Below are 19,732 nucleotides of genomic sequence, written 5' to 3'. Positions count from 1 at the left end.
GAGGGAAGGCGTCATGACGGCGGAATTCATGCCCGATACGCTCGACATGCTGAAAGACGGTCTGAACCGGATCGATCAGGGGCTGACCCTGTTCAACGCTGATCTCAAGCTGGTCTTTGTCAATGAACGGGCGTCGGATCTACTCGGTCTCCCAGAGGAATTGACGCGGCCGGGCACACCATTCGAAGCGCTGATACGCTGGAACGCCATGCGCGGAGAATATGGTGCTGGCGAGGTGGAGGCGATGGTAGCGGAGCGGGTTCGTACGGCGCGTCTGTTCCGCAGTCACACCCTTGAGCGCGTTCGGCCAAATGGCGTGGTGCTGAATGTGTCGGGTTGGCCGCTGCCGGGCGGCGGTTTCGCAACGCTTTACTCTGACATCACGCTTCAGCGGCGCCGGGAACTGGAGCTGGAACGGCGCATTCTCAAACGCACCGAAGAATTGCGGCAGAGCGAGGAGCGCCTGCGCCTCATGGCCAATGAGGTGCCCGCCGGTATCGCTTACCTGGATCGGAGTGGCGCCTTTCAATTCGTGAACAGGCGTTTCGCGCGGGCCTACCAGCGCGATCCCGATGATCTGGTTGGAAAGCAGGAGAACGAGGTTCTCTCGACGGAGACCTGGCAGCGCGTGCGTCCCTTTTTCGCCCGTGCATCGCGCGGCGAAGCGCAGACATTCGACATACCGATCCACTTTCCGGACGGCAGAACACTGGAAACGCGCACATTTCTCAGGCCCGACAGGGCGCCTGACGATACGGTGAACGGCTTCTACGTGCTGACCGTGAACATCACCCGGGAAAAGATGGCTGCCGCAGCGCTGGCTCAGGCGCAAAAGATGGAAACGCTCGGTCAGCTTTCTTCCGGCATCGCGCACGACTTCAACAATCTTCTGACCATCATTCTCGGTAATCTGAAGCCGCTCGCCGACCGGATCGAGAACGACGAACTGCGTCGTGAGATGGTGGAGCCGGCGATCCGCGCGACAAGGCGGGGGGCGGATCTGATGCGCCGTCTTCTCGCCGTCGCCAGACGCCAGCCGCTCTCTCCCATGCGGGTCGATCTGAATGACTCAATCCGAACGGTCACCGATCTTGTCCGCCCCTCGCTCGGCGAAGATGTGGAACTGGTTCTGCAAAGCAGCCATGAGGAACCTCATGCCTATGCCGATCCAGCGCTCCTGGAAACCAGCCTCATCAATCTTGTCATTAATGCTGCCGATGCGATCGACGGTCATGGCACGATCACCATCAGTGCGCGCAACGGAGCGGGCGATACGGTTCAGATCGTCGTCGCCGATGATGGCAAAGGCATGGATGAGGAGCAGCGTACGCGGATCTTCGAACCCTTCTATTCGACCAAGCCGGGTGGGGAACGAAGCGGTCTCGGCCTCACCATGGTGCAGGGGTTCGTTACCGATTCAGGTGGGGCAATTTCAGTCGAAAGCGCGACGGGGCAGGGGACCGTATTCACGCTGGATCTGCCGGCCGCCAATTCGTTGGTCGAAGATGGCGTCAGTGCTCTTGTCGATGGCTCCATCGTGACCAGTCAGACATTTGCCCTCTCGGGCAAACTCCTTCTTCTCGTCGACGATGAGGATGCCGTGCGCCATGTTCTGCGGCGCGACTTGGTGGCCTCGGGCGCGCATATCCTCGAAGCCGATAATGGAGCGGAGGCGCTGGAACTTCTGGAGAGCGTGCCGGGAATAGCGGCGGTGGTGTCCGACGTGTCGATGCCCGTGATGGGCGGTATAGAGCTGGCCGGTGCCGTTCGTCGGAACTGGCCGAATTTGCCTGTGACGCTTCTCTCCGGCTATGGCGCGGAAGCCAAGGATGGACGACTGCCCGCCGGTGTGCCGATTGCGCACAAGCCGGTGGATGCGGCGGCCATAGCATCGAGTCTTGCCGTGGCGGCCTCGTTCATCGAGCATGAAAGAGCCGGTGCCGACCGGAGTGTGGATTGATGAGTGAACAGGATCTGATCTATCTGCTGGAAGACGAGCGGGACCTTGCCGCGGTCTTCCGACGGGAGCTGGAAGCTGCCGGCATGGCCGTCTCTTATTTTCAGCGGCTATCGGATTTTCGCGCGGCGTTGGAGCAGCGAGCGCCTTCACTTTGCATCATCGATCTCGGTCTGCCCGATGGCGACGGACTATCGGTGCTCGGTAACCGCCTTGGCGATGCCGGCGTTCCGACCGTCGTCGTCAGCGGACGGGGCACGCTGGACGATCGGCTCAAGGGATTGGAACAGGGAGCGGATGATTATCTGCCAAAGCCTGTCGAACCGGCAGAACTGGTCGCCCGTGTGCGAAGCGTGCTGCGCCGTTCGCGTCAGTCGGCTCAACTGGCGAAAGCCCCTGCCAACCAGGCCGACCGAGAGCGAATTGCTGAGTTTTCCGGCTGGCGGTGCGACTTCACACGTTATGAACTGACCGGCCCGGATGGCGTGGTCCAGTCTCTTTCGAACGCCGATGCGGAAATTCTGAAAGCATTTCTCAATGCGTCCGGGCGGGTGATTACCCGCGACTTTCTGCTCGAATGCCTTTTTGCAAGCGGTGAAGAGCCATTCGACCGGAGCGTGGATGTGCGTGTCTCGCGCCTTCGCAAGAAACTCAACGACAATCCCAAGAGCCCGAACTTCATCCGGACCGTTTACGGAGCGGGATATGTCTTTGCCAGCCCGGTGGTCTGGTTGGCGGGCTGACCCGTTTCACATTGCCCAAGCATCTGGATTCAACGTCCGCTGGCTTGCATTTCTCCCTGCGAAATGCAATGAATGAACGATCATTCATTAACCGGTGAGCTGCTTTTGTTGAAGACACGCCGTCCCGATACCCGCAATGAGTTGCGCCGCGAAGCGCTGCGGCTTTTTGCCGAGCGCGGCTACGCAGCGGTCTCGATGCGCGATATCGCCGAGGCGGTCGGTGTGCGGCAGGGTGCGATCTACAATCATTTTGCCGGCAAGCAGGATCTGCTCGCCGCCTTGATGATCGAACATATGGAAACGCTTATCCTGGCTCTGGATGAGGCTCTGTCGGGAGAAAGCGGCCCGATCGCCAGGCTGCAGGCCTTCGTTCGGTTCCATGTCGGCTACCACATCGACAAGCCAGACGATGTCTTCATCGCTTACATGGAACTCCGAAATCTCGAGCCGGAGGGCCGCGAGCGGGTCCATGCCCTGCGCAATCGCTACGAGGCCGTCCTGCGGGACGTGTTGGCCGAGGGGCTGAGAAACGGCGCCTTTCGCGGGCCGGATGCAGCGGTTCAGGCGCGCGCGCTCATCGCCATGATGACGGGTGTCACCGTCTGGTACCGGGAAGGCGGACGTCTCGGTCGCCGTGACGTCATCGAGAGTTACGTACAGATAACATTGCAAAGTGTGGGGATCGATTACCCCATTGGAGGAGAGGACTGATGTTCGACCAGACCATGAATTTCGCTCTCGGAGAGGAGATCGACGCGCTTCGCGAGACGGTTCGCCGTTTCGCGGCGGAGGAGATCGCGCCGCGTGCCGCCGAGATTGATTCCAGCAACGAATTCCCCTCCGACCTTTGGCGGAAGATGGGGGATCTCGGCTTGCTCGGCGTGACCGTGCCGGAAGCCTATGGCGGCGTCGAGATGGGCTATCTCGCCCACTGCGTCGCACTGGAAGAGATTTCCCGCGCTTCTGCTTCCGTGGGGCTTTCCTATGGCGCCCACTCCAATCTTTGCGTCAACCAGATCAACCGCAACGGCAGCGAAGAGCAAAAGCAGGACTATCTGCCCAATCTCATTTCGGGCGCTCATGTCGGCGCGCTTGCGATGAGCGAGCCGGGTGCCGGCTCCGACGTCGTTTCGATGAAGCTGAAGGCCGAGAAGCGCAATGACCGCTTTATCCTGAATGGCAACAAGATGTGGATCACCAACGGGCCGGACGCCGATACGCTGGTCGTCTACGCCAAGACCGAGCCGGATGCGGGACCACGCGGCATTACCGCTTTCCTGATCGAAAAGGATTTCAAGGGATTTTCGACCGCCCAGAAGCTCGACAAGCTCGGTATGCGCGGCTCCAATACCTGCGAACTCGTCTTCGAGGATTGCGAAGTCCCTTATGAGAACATTCTCGGCGAGGAGAATGGCGGCGTCCGCGTTCTGATGAGCGGGCTCGATTATGAGCGGGTGGTGCTCGCCGCCGGGCCGCTCGGCATCATGGCGGCCTGCCTCGATGTGGTCGTGCCTTATATTCATGAACGCGAACAGTTCGGTCAGCCGATCGGCACCTTCCAGCTCATGCAATCGAAAGTGGCAGATATGTACGTCACGCTGAATGCCTGCCGCGCCTATGTCTATTCCGTCGCGGCATCGTGCGACCGTGGCGAAACGACGCGCAAGGACGCTGCCGGCTGCATTCTCTACGCTGCGGAAAAGGCGACGCAGGTCGCGCTCGAGGCCATTCAGGCGCTGGGCGGTAACGGCTACATCAACGAATATCCCACCGGTCGCCTGTTGCGTGATGCGAAGCTCTACGAGATCGGTGCCGGCACCAGCGAAATTCGCCGCATGCTGATCGGCCGCGAACTCTTCACGGAGACGGCATGAGCGCGATCATTCAGAGTCAGCTTGCCGTTCGTTCCGAAGCATTCGAAACGAACCGGCAGGCTATGGAAAGCCAGATGGAGGCGGTCCGCGAGGTTGCGGAGAAATCACTTGCGGGAGGCAGCGAGCGGGCGCGCGAGCGCCATCTTTCGCGTGGCAAGATGTTGCCTCGCGACCGTGTTCAGAGCCTGCTCGACCCCGGTTCCCCCTTTCTGGAGGTGGGGCTGCTGGCCGCAAACGGACTTTATGGCGATGAAATACCGGCGGCAGGCGCTATCGCCGGTATTGGCCGCGTCATGGGCCGCGACGTTATGGTGCTGGCCAATGACGCCACGGTGAAGGGTGGGACCTACTACCCGCTGACGGTCAAGAAGCATCTGCGCGCGCAGGAAATCGCCGAACAGAACCGTCTGCCCTGCGTCTATCTGGTCGATTCCGGCGGGGCCAATCTGCCGAACCAGGACAAGGTCTTCCCCGATCGCGACCATTTCGGGCGAATCTTCTTCAATCAGGCCCAGATGAGTGCCAAGGGCATCGCGCAGATCGCGGTTGTTATGGGCTCGTGCACGGCGGGCGGGGCCTATGTGCCGGCCATGAGCGACGAGACGATCATCGTCCGCGATCAGGGCACGATCTTTCTGGCCGGTCCGCCGCTCGTCAAGGCGGCGACGGGTGAGGATGTCACGGCCGAAGAACTCGGCGGCGGCGATCTTCATACGCGCCTTTCCGGCGTTGCCGACCACTTGGCGGAGAATGACGCGCATGCGCTCGCCATCGCGCGGCGCATCGTCGGTAATCTCGGTCCGGCCGAGCGAACCTCGCTCAACCTCCTGACGCCCGAAGCGCCAGCCTATGATCCCTCCGAACTGATGGGTATCGTTCCCGCCGACCCGAAAACGCCTTATGATATTCGTGAAGTGATCGCGCGTCTGGTGGATGGTTCGCGCTTCGACGAGTTCAAGTCGCGCTTCGGCGAAACGCTGGTCTGCGGCTTTGCGCATCTTTACGGAATGCCGGTCGGCATTCTGGCCAATAATGGCGTCCTGTTCTCCGAAAGCGCCGTGAAGGGCGCGCATTTCGTCGAACTGTGCAGCCAGCGGAAGATCCCGCTGCTCTTCCTGCAGAACATTACCGGCTTCATGGTCGGGCGGCAGGCGGAGGCCGGCGGCATCGCGCGCCACGGCGCAAAGCTCGTCACGGCTGTTTCGACAACGGCGGTGCCCAAGATCACGATGATCGTCGGCGGCTCTTACGGCGCCGGCAATTACGGCATGGCGGGGCGCGCCTATTCCCCCCGTTTCCTGTGGTCCTGGCCGAACAGCCGCATCGCGGTGATGGGCGGAGAGCAAGCCGCGCGGACGCTTGCCATCGTCAAACGCCAGGCCATGGAAAAGCGAGGCGAGCAATGGAGCGAAGAGGACGAGGCCGCTTTCCGCAAACCGACGGAAGAGATGTTCGCCCGCCAGAGCCATCCGCTCTACGCATCGGCCCGCCTCTGGGACGACGGTATCGTCGACCCGGCAAAGAGCCGCGACGTGCTGGCGCTTTCGCTGGCCACCACGCTGAACGCGCCGATCGAAGAGACGCGCTTCGGCCTGTTCCGGATGTGAGGAGATTATCATGACCATCAGAAAACTCCTCATCGCCAATCGCGGCGAAATCGCCTGCCGGGTGATCCGCACGGCGCGCGATCTCGGCATTGCGACCGTCGCCGTCTATTCGGATGCCGATGCGTCGGCCATGCATGTCGCCATGGCGGATGAGGCCGTTCGCATCGGTCCCGCGCCGGTCGGCGAGAGCTACCTCAAGGGCGATACGATCATCGATGCCGCGACCCGGACAGGCGCGGACGCGATCCATCCGGGTTATGGCTTCCTGTCGGAAAATCCCGATTTCGTCGATGCCGTCGAAAAGGCCGGACTGGTTTTTGTTGGTCCGTCCGCCGAGGCCATTCGCGCCATGGGCCTCAAGGATCAGGCCAAGGCGCTGATGGAGAAGGCGGGCGTGCCTGTCGTGCCCGGCTATCACGGCGACGATCAGGATCCGGCTGCGCTGAAAGAAAAGGCTGGTGAGATCGGCTACCCGGTTCTCATCAAGGCGCGTGCGGGCGGAGGCGGTAAAGGCATGCGCCTTGTCGAACGTGCCGAGGATTTCGAGGAGGCCTTCGCCAGTGCCCGCCGCGAGGGGCAGAACAGCTTCGGCGATCCCGCCTGTCTGATTGAGAAATATATCGAGAAGCCGCGCCACATCGAAGTGCAGATCTTCGGCGACCAGCATGGCCATGTGGTTCACCTGTTCGAACGCGACTGTTCGTTGCAGCGGCGTCACCAGAAGGTGATCGAGGAAGCCCCGGCGCCCGGCATGACCGAGGACATGCGTGCCGCCATGGGCGAAGCTGCCGTGCAGGCGGCGAAGGCCGTGAACTATGCCGGTGCCGGCACCGTCGAGTTCATCGTCGATGCGTCGGATGGTCTGCGCCCGGATGGCTTTTGGTTCATGGAAATGAACACGCGTCTGCAGGTCGAGCATCCGGTGACGGAGTATGTTACGGGTCTTGATCTCGTCGCACTTCAGATTGCGGTGGCGCAGGGCGAGGAGCTGCCCTTTGCGCAAGACGACCTGACACTTTCCGGCCACGCCTTCGAGGCGCGCCTTTACGCCGAAGATGCCGAGGCGGGCTTTCTGCCGGCAACGGGTGAGCTGAAAACGCTTCGCTTTGCCGAAGAAACGGGAGGTGTCCGTATCGATACGGGCGTGCGCCAAGGCGATGCCATCACCCCGCATTACGATCCGATGATCGCGAAGATCATAACCTATGGACCGGATCGCAGCAGCGCGCTCGCCAAACTCGAACGAGCGCTGGAAGAGACGATCATCACCGGCTCGGTTACGAATCGCGCCTTTCTCGCGCGGCTGGCTGCCGATCCCGACTTTGCCGCAGGCGACGTCGATACCGGCCTGATCGCTCGAAAGCAGGATGAACTGGCGGCCGCTGACGAGGCCGATGCCGAAACGAAGGCACTCGCCGTTCTCGCGCTTCTACAACGCAAAGAGCCTGGCCGGTTCACCGATCCGTTCGAGGCACTTGCCGATTTCCGGCTCTATGGTGCCGCGCAGCAGCTCGTCCTCCTGGACGACAAGGATGGAGGCGCGCAGGAAATCGCCGTCCGGAGCGAAAGGGATGGCGCCCGCCATGTGAGTCTGCCCGAAGGGCTTCTCAGTTTTGAAGCCTTCGAGATCGGCCCCGATGGCGCGCTCACCTTCCGACGGAACGGGCATCTTGGTCGCGCAGTCATCATCCGAGATGGCGGCACGGTCACGGTGGCGCGCGGCCGACACGCTCACAGTTTCACGCGGCACGATCCCGCCGCGACGGATCAGGGGCTCGGCGGCGACGGATTGGTCGCTCCAATGCCCGGGCTTGTCCGTCAGGTCAGCACGTCGAAAGGCACCGAAGTCGAGAAGGGCCAGACGCTCATCGTCTTGGAGGCGATGAAGATGGAGCATTCGCTGACAGCGCCACGCGACGGTGTGATCGCCGAACTGATGGTGAAGGAAGGCGATCAGGTCGAACAAGGCGCGGTCCTGCTCCAGCTTGAACCGGAGGAGGAGTGATCCGATGGCAGCAGGAGACGACGTCCTGATCTTCGAGATGGCGCCTCGAGACGGCTTGCAAAACGAGAAGACGCCGATTTCGACGGAGCAGAAGATCGCGCTGGTCGACAAGCTTTCGGTCTGCGGGTTTCAAAAGATCGAAACCGCCAGTTTCGTGTCGCCCAAATGGGTCCCGCAAATGGCAGACGGCGCTGAAGTCCTGGCCGGTATAAAACGCCGCGAGAAAACGCGGTACACGGCGCTCACGCCGAACATCAAAGGCTTGGAGCGCGCCATCGCGGCCAATGTCGATGAAGTCGCGATCTTCGCAAGCGCTTCGGAGAGCTTTAGCCAGAAGAATATCAACTGCTCCATCGCCGAAAGCCTGGAGCGCTTCGCGCCTGTGGTCCAGGCGGCGCGTCAGGCGGGGCTGCCGGTGCGGGGCTATGTGTCCTGCGTCACCGACTGCCCCTATGAGGGCGAGATCGCGCCGGAAGCGGTGGCGAATGTGGCCGCCGATCTCGATGCGCTCGGCGTTTACGAAGTCTCGCTCGGTGACACGATCGGCAAGGGTACGCCCGAAACCGTCTCCGTGATGCTTCGGGCGGTTCTGGAGCGGCTACCTGCGGACAGGCTCGCTGGTCATTTCCACGATACGGGTGGTCGCGCGCTGGACAACATCAAAGCCAGTCTCGCCCTCGGTCTTCGCACGTTCGACTCGACTGCTGGCGGGCTGGGCGGTTGTCCATACGCGCCGGGGGCGAAAGGCAATGTCGCGACGGAAGCGGTGGTGGATATGCTGGAAGGGGAAGGCTTTGCGACCGGTATCGACCGGGATGCGCTGACAGAGGCAGGCCGCTTTGCCCGGACATTGAGGCCGTCATGCTGACCCGGGGCAAAGACTGGGAGGATGTGCGGACGTCGTTTCGGTGGCAGATACCCGAGCGTTACAATATCGGGGTCGATATTTGTGACCGGTGGGCCGAAACCGAGCCCGACCGGGAAGCGATTGCCGAAGTTGCACAGGACGGGAGCGTGCGGCGCTACAGTTTCGGTGAACTTCGGACCATGACCGACAAGCTCGCCAGTGCTCTGGCCGGTCGCGGCGTCGGACGACGGGCCGGTGAAGCGAACGGTGATCGCATCGGCGTTCTTCTTCCGCAACGGATCGAGACGGCGGTCGCTCATATTGCAGCGCTTAAGCTCGGCGCCATCTCCATTCCGCTCTTCACGCTTTTTGGTCCCGAAGCCCTGATGCACAGGCTGGCCGATTCCGGTGCCTCGGTGGTCGTGACCGACGTCGAAGGCGCAGCCAAACTCGCGGCGCTCCGCCCCGATCTTCCCGATCTGAAACTCATTCTCTGCGTGGATGGGCCACAGGAAGGGTGCGAGGATTTTGAGACCTTCTGTGCCGGGGGCAGCAGCTCTTTCACGCCGGTGGATACGGCGGCGAACGATTCGGCCCTGATTATCTACACCTCCGGCACGACCGGTGCCCCGAAGGGCGCGCTGCACGCGCATCGCGTGCTGCTCGGCCATCTGCCCGGCGTCGAGATCAGCCATGATTTTTTGCCTCAACCCGGCGACCGCATGTGGACGCCAGCCGATTGGGCCTGGATCGGCGGTTTGCTCGATGTTCTGATGCCGGCGCTGCATCACGGTGTTCCAGTCGTGGCGCACCGTTTTCGCAAATTCACGGGTGAGGGGGCGTTCGCCTTCATCGCCGAGCATGGTATTCGCAATACCTTCCTGCCGCCAACGGCTCTGAAGATGATGCGACTGGTGCCACCCGAAAAGCGCGCATCTGTCGATTTGAGGTCGGTCGCCAGTGGCGGCGAAACCCTCGGCGTTGAATTGATCGAATGGGGTCGTGATGCGCTTGGCGTGACGATCAATGAATTCTACGGCCAGACCGAATGCAACATGGTCGTCTCCTCATGCGCAGAGCTGGAGCCGGCCAAACCGGGTGTCATGGGTCGGCCATCACCCGGCCACGAGGTCATCGTCGTCGATGAAGACGACGGCTCGCCTCTGGCAGTGGGAGAAGAGGGCGCCATCGCCGTGCGTGCGCCTGACCCGGTGATGTTTCTGGGATACTGGAACAGAGCTGAGGCGACGGCAGAGAAGTTCGTGACGGGTGATGTGAACGACGGATGGATGCTGATGGGAGACCGCGGCGTCATCGAGGACGATGGCCGCATCCGGTTTATCGGACGGGATGATGATGTGATCTCTTCGGCGGGTTATCGGATCGGTCCCGCCGAGGTCGAGGATTGCCTGCTGCGGCACCCCGCTGTCAAAATGGCCGGCGTGGTCGGCTGGCCTGACGATCTTCGCGGCCATGTGGTTGCGGCCTTTATCGTGCTGGCGGAGGAGGCCGTTCCGTCTGACGAACTGGCGAAAGAGATCGCGGAGTTCGTGAAGTCGCACCTCGCCGCTCATGAGTATCCGCGCATCATACGATTTGTAGACGAAATGCCGATGACGACCACCGGCAAGATCATCCGTGCAAAACTGCGCGAAACGGCTGCGCAGGAGGCAGGGTAAAATGATGAAAGGTGATTTCACGACCATCTCCGTCGCGACCGATGAACGGGGCGTTGCCTATCTCACGCTTGACCGCCCCGAGAAGAAGAACGCCCTCTCAGCCGGCATGATGGACGAACTGATCGAGTTCGTCCGGCTGGTGGAAAATGACAGGAGCATCAGGGCGGTGGTGCTGGCCGGCTCTGAAAAGACATTCTGCGCGGGCGGCGACCTGGGCTGGATGATGACGCAGATCGAGACCGACCGGCAGGGCCGGATGGAAGAAGCGCGGCGGCTGGCTTTCATGCTGAAGGCCATGAACGAAATGGCCGTGCCCCTGATCGGCCGGGTTGAAGGCGTTGCCATGGGCGGTGGTATTGGCATGGCCTGCATTTGCGATACCGCCATTGCGGCAGAGGATTGTCGATTCGGTTTTACCGAAACGCGGCTCGGGATCATTCCGGCGACGATCAGTCCCTACGTTCTCGCCCGGATGGGTGAAGGAAAGGCGCGGCGCGTCTTCATGAGCGCGCGTCTTTTCAATGGCGGGGAAGCTGCCGAACTCGAGATTGTCGCCAAGGCGGTTGCTGCGGATCAGATGGACGAGGCCGTCGAGGCGGAAGTGGCGCCTTATCTGAAATTGCCGCGCGAGGCGGTGGGCCGCGCAAAGCACCTTGCACGTTCGCTGGGTCCCAGAATCGATGAGCAGGTGATCGAGCATACGATCGCGCAGCTTGCCGATGCATGGGAAACAGATGAAGCCCGTGAAGGCATAGCGTCGTTTCTTGAAAAGAGAAAACCCCACTGGGCCTGATCTCCGACCAGGCCCAGTGGGGTAGCTATCGTAGTCTCTACTGCAGGCTCGTCCCCGCTTAGAAGCGGTAGGTGACGCCCGCGCCGATCAGCCAAGGATTGATGTTGGCGTCGCCGGTCAGCTCGTCGCCTGCAACGGTCGTGGCTTCCCACTCGGTTTCCAGGAACAGCTTCTTGACGTCGAAGTTCACGCCCCAATGGTCGTTGACCATGTAGTCGAAGCCGACCTGCACGGCAGCACCGAAGGCATCGTCGATATCCATGGAAGCAAGCGCACCTTCGCCTTCTTCTTCATAGAAGATCGTGTAGTTGATACCGGCGCCGACATAGGGCTGGAACTTGCCGAAATTGGTGAAGTGATACTGCAGGAGCAGTGTGGGGGGCAGGACCCACGTGCTACCAACATCGCCAAGGCCGAGGCCTTCTTCCGAAACGTCGGTATAGGTCGTTCCGAGAATAAGTTCTGCCGCGATGTTCGGCGTGAAGAAGTAGGAGATGTCGATCTCAGGGATGACCGTATCGGAAAAATCCAGTTCGGAATCGTCAAGATCGTCAATACCACCTTCGTCCTCGACGCCGACAAAGACGGCGCGTGCGCGGACCTGCCAGCGGCTGGCAGCAACCGGAGCTTCCGTATAATCGACAACCTGGTAATCTGCGGCCTGGGCAACGGGGCCTGCGAGAAGAAGCCCAAGCGCGGCAATGCCGGTTTGGGCGAGCGTCTTGGAGAGCATGATTAAACCCCTCTAATCATTTGTGTTTCGACGGCCGGACGCTAGGCTTGTGAGAGGCGTATGATTTGATTTAGATCAAGCGTTTCAGTGGCTTGTTTCGACTGTGGCGAAATTGTCACTGGAATATGGAGATTGAGGGTCTAGTGCTTGATGGGCGGCCCTCCAATGGCGGCTTTCAAAAAGCGAAAGACTGACCTTTTCCGACAAGAACGGTTCGCAAAAGGGCGTTGAAGGCGGTTATTGTCGCCAGAGGCTTTTGTGCCGTCTATTGAAAGCGAGCGCGCAGGATCATGAATAATCTTCGAGGCAAAACTCTTCGGGCGACCGGATTTCACGCGCCCGTCTGCGGCGAGATCGATCATTTCGATGATTCCCTGATTCGGATCGGGGCCGATGGAATGATCGAGGCGGTCTTACGGTCCGGAGATGATGCCTATGAGGAGACGCTGAGATCGGCGCGCCAAAGCGAGTCGCTTGTCGATTTGCCGGATGATGCAATCCTTCTGCCAGGCTTCGTGGACCTCCACATTCACGCCCCGCAATATCCGCAACTCGGCAACGCCCTCGACGTGCCGTTGGAGGTCTGGTTGCAGACCTATACATTCCCGCTCGAGGCACGCTATGCGGATCTCGCCTTCGCGCGTCGGTCCTACACCGTACTCGTCGATGACCTTCTGGCGTCCGGGACGACGACGGCGGTCTATTTCGGCACGATCCACGATGATGCGAACCGTCTGCTGGCCGACCTCTGCATCGAGAAGGGGCAACGCGCCTTCGTCGGACGTGTGGCAATGGACAATCCCGAAGAATGTCCGGACTTCTACCGTGATGCCGGAGTCGCGGAGGCGCTTACCGGCACTGCGGGGCTGATCGAACACATTCGGTCGCATCCCGATAATAAGGACGAGCGGGTGAGACCGATCGTCACGCCCCGCTTTATCCCTTCCTGTACCGATGAACTTCTCGGCGAACTCGGCGCGCTTGCCGCTGCACATGACTGCACGACGCAGACCCATTGTTCCGAGAGCGATTGGCAACATGGCTACGTATTGGAGCGGCACGGCATGACGGATACGGAGAGCCTTGACAGATTCGGGCTTCTACGATCCGGCACCGTTCTTGCGCATGGCAACTTCATATCCGAAAGCGATATGGAGAAGATCAAGGTGCGCCAGTCGGCAATTGCGCACTGTGCGCTTTCCAATATCTACTTCTCCGACGCGGTCTTCCCCCTGAAGTCCGCGCTTCAGAAAGGCCTGAGGGTCGGCCTCGGGACCGATATTTCCGGTGGCCCTTCAGCCAGCATGTTCGACAGCGTGCGCAGCACGGTTTCCAGCGCCCGCCTTCTGGAACGCGGCACAGATCCTGCCCTTTCTCGGGAGGAGCGGTCCCGGCGCGGCGATGTGCGGATCGATTTTCGCGAGGCGTTTCATCTGGCGACGGCCGGTGGAGGGCACGCTGTTGGCCTGCCGGTCGGCAGTTTCGAGGTGGGTCAGCAGTTCGACGCCATTCTGGTTGATCCCGACGCGCCGCGCGGGACGATCCGCCTCTGGCCCGATCTCTACGAGGGGGACCAGATCCTGCAGACCATCCTGTTCAATGCCAGCCGCGCAAACATCGCTTCCGTCTGGGTCGGCGGAGAGCGACGTTCGGGCCACGATCTCTGAAGCTGAAACGCTTTGTTTCGCTAGGCCCCTTCCACCTTCTCGGTGACGGGGTTGAAGCAGGCGCAAAGACGTTCGTCGACAGGCTCCAATGGCGGCTCCTGGCTGCCGCATTTCTCCAGCACATTGAAGCAGCGCGGATTGAAGTTGCAGCCGGTCGGCGGATTGAGAGGAGACGGCAATTCACCCTCAAGACGGATACGGTTCTTCTGCGCGAATGGATCGGCCACCGGCGTGGCGGAGAGCAGCGCGGCGGTATAGGGATGGCGCGGCTGGTTGAAGACCGTCTCGGCCTCACCGACCTCGACCGGCTTGCCAAGATACATGACCATGATCTCGTCGGCGATGTGCCGGACGACGGACAGGTCATGGCTGATGAAAAGGTAGGCGAGACCGAACTCATCCTGAAGATCCATCAGGATGTTCAGGACCTGAGCCTGGATGGAAACGTCCAGTGCCGAGACGGGCTCGTCGAGGACCAGCACCTTCGGATTGAGCATGAGGGCGCGCGCGATGGCGATGCGCTGGCGCTGGCCGCCCGAAAACATGTGCGGAAAGCGCTGATAGTGCTCGGCGCGCAGGCCGACGCGTTCCAGCATGGCTTTTGCCTTGCGCTGGCGCGTCGGTGCATCGTCATCGGTATTGATCTTGAGAGGCTCTTCAAGGATCGCACCGATCTTCTGACGCGGATTGAGGGATCCATAAGGGTTCTGGAAGACGATCTGGACCGCCTTGCGCATTTCCGCTGAAGACCTGTCGAGCGGCTTGCCGTCGATGGTGATGCTGCCTTCGGCCGGAGCCTCGATCATCGTGACCATACGGCCAAGCGTCGATTTGCCGCAGCCGCTTTCTCCGACAACCGCGAGCGTCCGCCCGGCGTAGAGATCGAAGGAGACGCCATCCACGGCGTGAACGGTGCCACTCTCGCGGAATAAACCGCGGGCAACTTCGTAGCGTTGCTTCAGGTCGCGGGCGATCAGAAGGGGCTCTTCGCTGCCGACGTGGCGCGTGCGAAGGACCGGTGTTTCGCTGGTGGTTTGCGCCATGCTCATTCCGTCAACTCCGCCATTGCCTGACCAACGGGCGTGGGGTAGGGGTGCCCGCGCGGGACGCCCTGTTCCAGCGGATAGTTGCACAATGCATGTCCGAATTCCGTACCCTGTCGCTCGACGGTACGCCGGCAAAGGTCGGTGGCGAACGCACAGCGGGGCGAGAAGAGGCAGCCGGTCGGCCTGTCATCGGCGCCCGGCACCTTGCCGGGAATGGCAGGCAGACGGCCATGTTTCGTGGCCCGCTCCGGCAGGGCGGAGAGCAGTGCCGCCGTGTAGGGGTGATGCGGGTTTTCGAAGAGCGGGCGTACATCCTGCTCTTCGACTCGCTGGCCTGCATATTGCACGTGAACGCGCTGAGCCGTCTCGGCCACGACGCCCATATCGTGGGTAATCAGAATGAGCGCCATGCCGCGTTCGCGCTGAAGATTTCCGAGCAGGTCCAGAATCTGTGCCTGGATGGTGACGTCGAGCGCGGTGGTCGGCTCGTCGGCAATGAGGAGCTTCGGATCGCAGGCGAGCGCCATGGCGATCATGACGCGCTGGCTCATGCCGCCGGAAAGCTGGTGCGGAAATTGCGACAGGCGTGTCTCGGGCGAAGGGATGCCGACAAGCGACAGAAGTTCGATCGTCCGCTCCTTGCGTTCGGTTCGACCAAGGCCGAGATGCTTGCGCAGGGATTCACCGATCTGGAAGCCGACGGTAAAGCAGGGATTGAGGCTGCTCATCGGCTCCTGAAAGATCATGGCGATGTCACGGCCAAGCAGCTTCCTGCGCTCGCGCGTCTTCATCGTCAGCAGATCATTGCCGTCAAATTCCAGCCGGTCGGCCGTCACCGTGGCCGTGAAGGGCAGAAGACCCATCAGCGCCAGCATGGAGACCGACTTGCCGGAGCCGCTCTCCCCGACGATCGAAAGAATGTCGCCGCCGTCGCAAGATAGCGAGACGTTGTCGACCGCACGGAACGGACCGGAGGCCGTGGCGAAGGTGACGGAGAGATTTTCAATGTTAAGAAGAGCCATGGCGTCAGCTCTCCCGCAGTTTGGGATCGAGGGCGTCACGCAAACCATCGCCCATCAGATTGATGGCGAGGACGGTTGCGAGAATGGCGAGGCCCGGAAAGGTGACGACCCACCATGCGCGAAGAATGAATTCGCGGGCCTCGGCCAGCATGGTGCCCCATTCCGGTGTGGGCGGCTGGGCGCCCATGCCAAGGAAGCCGAGCGCCGCAGCGTCGAGAATGGCATTGGAAAAGGCGAGCGTGCCCTGCACGATCAGCGGTGCCAGACAGTTCGGCAAAATGGTGACGAACATCAGACGAAGCGGCCCGGCGCCGGCCACTTCGGCACTCGTCACATATTCACGTCTCTTTTCTGCCAGGACGGAACCGCGCGTCAGACGCACAAAGTGCGGCTGAAGGATGAGCGCGATGGCGATCATCGCATTGATGAGGCCCGGTCCCAGAATGGCGACAAGCACGAGCGCCAGCAGAAGGGATGGGAAAGCCAGGATCACATCCATGATCCGCATGATCGCGGTATCGATCCAGCCGCCGAACCATCCGGCGATCAGGCCGATGATGACGCCGACGGAAACCGAGAGGGCGACGACGAAAAGCCCGACAAAGAGCGAGAAGCGCGCGCCGTAGATGAGGCGTGACAGCAGATCGCGGCCAACCGCGTCCGTGCCCAGCAGATATGCGCTGGTGCCTCCCTCCTGCCAGAAGGGCGGAAGGAGCAGTGCACCGCGGTCCTGAGCGGCGGGATCATAGGGTGCGATCAACGGTGCAAAGATGGCGATCAGGACGATGGTCGCGAAGACGATCAGGCCGATCACGGCGCCCTTGTTGCGAGAGAAATAATGCCAGAATTCGCGCGCCCGCTGCCGGCGGATGGACCAGACGGTCACCTCTCCGACGGGTTTGGTATGCGCGTCGCTTTCCTGAGCTTCGACATGGACCATGATGGTTCCTCAGTGCCGGATACGTGGATTGACGAGGCCATAGGCGACGTCGACAAGCAGGTTGACGATCATGATGATGCCCGCGATCAGCAGCAGCCCACCCTGAACGACGGCATAATCGCGCTTGAAAACGCTATCGACCATCCACTTGCCGATGCCCGGCCAGGAAAAGATCGTTTCCGTCAGGATGGCGCCGGCGAGCAGCACCCCTACCTGCAGGCCAATGGTGGTGATGACAGGAATGAGCGCATTTCTGAGCGCATGCAGGCCGATCACGCGGCGGGGCGGCATCCCCTTGGCACGTGCGGTTCGGACATAATCCTCACCCAGAACTTCGAGCATGGCCGAACGCGTCTGACGCGCGATAACCGCGAGCGGAATCGTCGCCAGCACGACCGATGGCAGGATGAGATGGCTGAGCGCTGAAAGGAACGCGCCCTCCTGTCCCGACAGCAGGCTGTCGATCAGCATGAAACCTGTCACCTGCGGGAAGAAATAGAGAAGCGAAATACGGCCCGAGACAGGCGTCCACTGAAGAATGCCGGAAAACAGGATGATGAGCAGAAGGCCCCACCAGAAGATCGGCATGGAGTAGCCCACTAGCGCTACGCCCATCAGGCTTTGATCGAGCCACGAGCCGCGTTTCACGGCGGCCAGCACACCGACCGGGATGCCCACGGCCACCGCGATGATGATGGCGACGAATGCCAGCTCGATCGTGGCCGGGAAGAGCGTGAAGAACTCTTCCAGAACCGGGCGCTTGGTGACGACCGATGTGCCGAGATCACCCTGCAGGGCGCTCCACACATAGTCGAAATACTGCATGAAGAGCGGCTGGTCGTAGCCGTAGAGCGCGCGCAGTTCGGCATAGCGCTCCGCGCTCATACCGCGCTCGCCAGCCAGCATCAGGATGGGATCGCCGGGAATGAGACGAATGAATGCAAAAGTGACGATCGAAACGCCGATAAAGGTCGGGATCAGCAGTCCGAAGCGCTTGAGGAAAAAGCGTAGCATGTCTGTTCTGATGGAAGAGGCCGGGCCCTGAGGCCCGGCCGTTTCGTTTTAGTCTTCGAGATCCACACCCTCGAAAGCATGGCCTCCGAGCGGATCCTGTTTATAGCCGGTGACCTTGTTGCTCATCGGCATGACCGTCACGGAGTGAGCGATGGTCGCCCAGGGCGCCTCCCGTTTGAAGACTTCCTGAGCCTGCTTGTAGAGCTCGGCGCGCTCTTCCTGCGTGCCGGACTTGGCCTTGGTGATCAGGTCGTTGAACTCTTCATTGCACCACTGGGCGCGGTTGGAGCCACCGACTGCATCGCAGCCAAGCAGAACGGCGAGGAAGTTGTCCGGGTCACCATTGTCGCCCGTCCAACCGAGTAGGACGGCACCGTCACGATCTTCGGCCTTCGAACGTTCCAGATACTCGCCCCATTCATAGGAGACGATTTCCACATCGACGCCGACCTTGCTGAAATCCTCCTGGATCAGCTCGGCCATGCGGCGGGCATTCGGGTTGTACGGACGGGCTACCGGCATCGCCCAGACCTTCATGGAAAGGTTTTCGACGCCGGCTTCTTGCAGCATCTTCTTGGCCTGCTCCGGATCGTATGCGTCGTCCTCGATCGCCTCGTTGTAGGACCACATTGTCGGCGGGATCGGGTTCTTCGCGGCCTCGCCGGCACCCTGGAAGACGACGTCGAGAATGGCTTCCTTGTTGATCGCCATATTGAGCGCCTTGCGCACTTCTGGCTTGTCGAAGGGCTCCATCTTGGTGTTGTAGGCCATGTAGCCGACGTTCAGCCCTTCCTGCTCCATCACGGTCAGGTCGTCGTTCGACTTCAGGCTCTCGATATCGGCCGGGTTCGGATAGGGCATGATCTGGCATTCGCCGGCCTGCAGCTTCTGCTGGCGGACCGAGGTGTCGGTCGTGATGGCGAAAACGAGGTCGTCGATCGGCTGCTTGCCGCGGAAATAGTCCGGGTTGGCCTTGTAGCGAATGACGGCATCGGGCTGATAGGCAACGAACTGGAACGGACCGGTGCCGATCGGCTGCTGATTGAGCTGCGCTTCATTACCGGCTTCAGCCAGCTGGTCGGAATACTCCTTCGACAGGATGGACGCGAAATCCATGGCGAGGTTGGCGACGAAGGGCGCTTCCGGACGGGTGAGGGTGAATTTCACCGTCATATCGTCGACCTTCTCGATCGACTCGATGAGGTCCGGCATGCTCATGCCGTTGAAATATTCCCATGACGCGCCTTCCACATACTGATGGAAAGGGTTGTCTTCATTCATCTGCCGCTCGAAGGAGAAAATCACGTCGTCGGCGTTGAATTCGCGGCTCGGCGTAAAATAGTCGGTGGAATGAAACTTCACGCCTGGGCGAAGATGGAAGGTGTATTCCAGGCCGTCGTCGGAAACCTCGTAGCTTTCGGCGAGGCCGTTTTCCAGCTCGGTCGTGCCGGGTTTGAACTGGACCAGACGGTTATAGACCGGCTTGGAGGACGCATCGAAGGTGGTGCCGGCGGTATAGAGAGCCGGGTCGAAGCCTTCGGGCGAGCCTTCGGAGCAATAGACGAGCGTCTTGGCCTGGGCGGCCAGAGGCAAGCCGGCGGCCATGGCAGCGGACAAAGCGGTGGCTGCCAGAACTTTACGGCTGAGTTTCATCGTATGGAATCTCCCAATTGGAACATCTTGCTTCTTGGCAAGGGCCGCGTCTCATCCCCGGCGGTAATCGCTCGAAGGGCGCAGCCTTGGCGTGCAACAAACGACAGAATTGGGCTGATGACAAGTCATGCCCTTTGGTAAGGCAGAGATTC

At 61.1% G+C, this 19,732-nt stretch carries 16 protein-coding genes; 10 read left to right on the top strand and 6 right to left on the bottom strand.

Features of this window, described 5'->3' with window-relative positions; genetic code table 11:
* Positions 1-13 precede the first annotated feature (13 nt).
* The 9 genes from D8780_RS10260 to D8780_RS10220 all read left to right on the top strand — a co-directional run bounded on the left by D8780_RS10260 (position 14) and on the right by D8780_RS10220 (position 11,505).
* Positions 14-1,960, top strand: coding sequence for a hybrid sensor histidine kinase/response regulator (locus D8780_RS10260; RefSeq protein ID WP_121645505.1), 1,947 nt, complete (start codon positions 14-16; stop codon positions 1,958-1,960).
* On the top strand, positions 1,960-2,700 hold the full coding sequence (locus tag D8780_RS10255) for a response regulator transcription factor (protein ID WP_121645504.1): 741 nt from the start codon (positions 1,960-1,962) through the stop codon (positions 2,698-2,700). The genes D8780_RS10260 and D8780_RS10255 overlap by 1 nt, the downstream gene beginning before the upstream one ends.
* A gap of 72 nt (positions 2,701-2,772) precedes the next feature.
* Positions 2,773-3,411: a TetR/AcrR family transcriptional regulator gene (locus D8780_RS10250; RefSeq protein WP_121645503.1), complete on the top strand. Its 639-nt coding sequence runs from the start codon at positions 2,773-2,775 to the stop codon at positions 3,409-3,411.
* Positions 3,412-3,425: 14 nt separating this feature from the next.
* A complete protein-coding gene (locus D8780_RS10245; RefSeq protein ID WP_483466382.1) occupies positions 3,426-4,574 on the top strand; it encodes an isovaleryl-CoA dehydrogenase in 1,149 nt (382 codons plus the stop codon).
* Entirely contained in the window at positions 4,571-6,181 is a 1,611-nt protein-coding gene (locus D8780_RS10240; protein WP_121645501.1) for a carboxyl transferase domain-containing protein, read from the top strand. Before D8780_RS10245 ends, D8780_RS10240 begins: the two co-directional genes overlap by 4 nt.
* A 10-nt stretch (positions 6,182-6,191) precedes the next feature.
* The gene (locus tag D8780_RS10235) at positions 6,192-8,186 is read left to right on the top strand and encodes an acetyl/propionyl/methylcrotonyl-CoA carboxylase subunit alpha (protein WP_121645500.1); all 1,995 of its coding nucleotides are present in this window, start codon (positions 6,192-6,194) and stop codon (positions 8,184-8,186) included.
* A gap of 4 nt (positions 8,187-8,190) precedes the next feature.
* Positions 8,191-9,054, top strand: coding sequence for a hydroxymethylglutaryl-CoA lyase (locus tag D8780_RS10230; RefSeq protein WP_121645499.1), 864 nt, complete (start codon positions 8,191-8,193; stop codon positions 9,052-9,054).
* A complete protein-coding gene (locus D8780_RS10225) occupies positions 9,048-10,712 on the top strand; it encodes an AMP-binding protein (protein WP_121645498.1) in 1,665 nt (554 codons plus the stop codon). The genes D8780_RS10230 and D8780_RS10225 overlap by 7 nt, the downstream gene beginning before the upstream one ends.
* A gap of 1 nt (position 10,713) precedes the next feature.
* Positions 10,714-11,505 (top strand): crotonase/enoyl-CoA hydratase family protein, encoded by a 792-nt coding sequence (locus D8780_RS10220; protein WP_342633432.1) that lies wholly within the window; start codon positions 10,714-10,716, stop codon positions 11,503-11,505.
* 58 nt (positions 11,506-11,563) lie between these two features.
* Here D8780_RS10220 and D8780_RS10215 read toward each other — a convergent pair whose 3' ends face one another.
* Positions 11,564-12,238 carry an OmpW/AlkL family protein gene (locus D8780_RS10215; RefSeq protein ID WP_121645497.1) on the bottom strand — a complete coding sequence of 225 codons (675 nt, stop codon included), beginning with the start codon at positions 12,236-12,238 and terminating at the stop codon, positions 11,564-11,566.
* Between the two features lie 290 nt (positions 12,239-12,528).
* Between D8780_RS10215 and guaD the strand changes: the two genes are divergently transcribed.
* Complete coding sequence (gene guaD / locus D8780_RS10210; protein WP_121645496.1) at positions 12,529-13,905, top strand: guanine deaminase; 1,377 nt, start codon at positions 12,529-12,531, stop codon at positions 13,903-13,905.
* Between the two features lie 20 nt (positions 13,906-13,925).
* On the opposite strand, the gene D8780_RS10205 is transcribed toward guaD, so the two are convergent.
* The 5 genes from D8780_RS10205 to D8780_RS10185 are packed head-to-tail and all read right to left on the bottom strand — an operon-like array spanning position 13,926 to position 19,580.
* A complete protein-coding gene (locus D8780_RS10205; RefSeq protein ID WP_121645495.1) occupies positions 13,926-14,948 on the bottom strand; it encodes a dipeptide ABC transporter ATP-binding protein in 1,023 nt (340 codons plus the stop codon).
* Positions 14,949-14,950: 2 nt separating this feature from the next.
* Positions 14,951-15,973, bottom strand: a complete 1,023-nt coding sequence (locus tag D8780_RS10200) for an ABC transporter ATP-binding protein (RefSeq protein WP_121645494.1) — start codon at positions 15,971-15,973, stop codon at positions 14,951-14,953.
* A 4-nt stretch (positions 15,974-15,977) separates the two neighbouring features.
* Positions 15,978-16,913, bottom strand: a complete 936-nt coding sequence (locus D8780_RS10195) for an ABC transporter permease subunit (protein WP_121645493.1) — start codon at positions 16,911-16,913, stop codon at positions 15,978-15,980.
* Between the two features lie 9 nt (positions 16,914-16,922).
* On the bottom strand, positions 16,923-17,927 hold the full coding sequence (locus D8780_RS10190; protein ID WP_121645492.1) for an ABC transporter permease subunit: 1,005 nt from the start codon (positions 17,925-17,927) through the stop codon (positions 16,923-16,925).
* 48 nt (positions 17,928-17,975) lie between these two features.
* Positions 17,976-19,580 (bottom strand): ABC transporter substrate-binding protein, encoded by a 1,605-nt coding sequence (locus tag D8780_RS10185; RefSeq protein WP_121645491.1) that lies wholly within the window; start codon positions 19,578-19,580, stop codon positions 17,976-17,978.
* Positions 19,581-19,732 lie beyond the last annotated feature (152 nt).

The sequence above is a fragment of the Notoacmeibacter ruber genome, from assembly GCF_003668555.1.
Classification (GTDB): domain Bacteria; phylum Pseudomonadota; class Alphaproteobacteria; order Rhizobiales; family Rhizobiaceae; genus Notoacmeibacter; species Notoacmeibacter ruber.
The sequence above is the reverse complement of the archived record's forward strand: the minus strand, read 5'-3'. Positions and strand labels throughout refer to the sequence as shown.

Excerpts from the sequence above, each read along its gene's own strand:
- D8780_RS10260 (WP_121645505.1), top strand. The coding sequence starts at position 14 with ATGACGGCGGAATTCATGCCCGATACGCTCGACATGCTGAAAGACGGT.
- D8780_RS10205 (WP_121645495.1), bottom strand. The coding sequence starts at position 14,948 with ATGGCGCAAACCACCAGCGAAACACCGGTCCTTCGCACGCGCCACGTC.
- D8780_RS10255 (WP_121645504.1), top strand. The coding sequence starts at position 1,960 with ATGAGTGAACAGGATCTGATCTATCTGCTGGAAGACGAGCGGGACCTT.
- D8780_RS10240 (WP_121645501.1), top strand. The coding sequence starts at position 4,571 with ATGAGCGCGATCATTCAGAGTCAGCTTGCCGTTCGTTCCGAAGCATTC.
- guaD (WP_121645496.1), top strand. The coding sequence starts at position 12,529 with ATGAATAATCTTCGAGGCAAAACTCTTCGGGCGACCGGATTTCACGCG.
- D8780_RS10185 (WP_121645491.1), bottom strand. The coding sequence starts at position 19,580 with ATGAAACTCAGCCGTAAAGTTCTGGCAGCCACCGCTTTGTCCGCTGCC.
- D8780_RS10215 (WP_121645497.1), bottom strand. The coding sequence starts at position 12,238 with ATGCTCTCCAAGACGCTCGCCCAAACCGGCATTGCCGCGCTTGGGCTT.
- D8780_RS10230 (WP_121645499.1), top strand. The coding sequence starts at position 8,191 with ATGGCAGCAGGAGACGACGTCCTGATCTTCGAGATGGCGCCTCGAGAC.
- D8780_RS10235 (WP_121645500.1), top strand. The coding sequence starts at position 6,192 with ATGACCATCAGAAAACTCCTCATCGCCAATCGCGGCGAAATCGCCTGC.
- D8780_RS10220 (WP_342633432.1), top strand. The coding sequence starts at position 10,714 with ATGATGAAAGGTGATTTCACGACCATCTCCGTCGCGACCGATGAACGG.
- D8780_RS10225 (WP_121645498.1), top strand. The coding sequence starts at position 9,048 with ATGCTGACCCGGGGCAAAGACTGGGAGGATGTGCGGACGTCGTTTCGG.
- D8780_RS10200 (WP_121645494.1), bottom strand. The coding sequence starts at position 15,973 with ATGGCTCTTCTTAACATTGAAAATCTCTCCGTCACCTTCGCCACGGCC.
- D8780_RS10190 (WP_121645492.1), bottom strand. The coding sequence starts at position 17,927 with ATGCTACGCTTTTTCCTCAAGCGCTTCGGACTGCTGATCCCGACCTTT.
- D8780_RS10250 (WP_121645503.1), top strand. The coding sequence starts at position 2,773 with ATGAACGATCATTCATTAACCGGTGAGCTGCTTTTGTTGAAGACACGC.
- D8780_RS10245 (WP_483466382.1), top strand. The coding sequence starts at position 3,426 with ATGAATTTCGCTCTCGGAGAGGAGATCGACGCGCTTCGCGAGACGGTT.
- D8780_RS10195 (WP_121645493.1), bottom strand. The coding sequence starts at position 16,913 with ATGGTCCATGTCGAAGCTCAGGAAAGCGACGCGCATACCAAACCCGTC.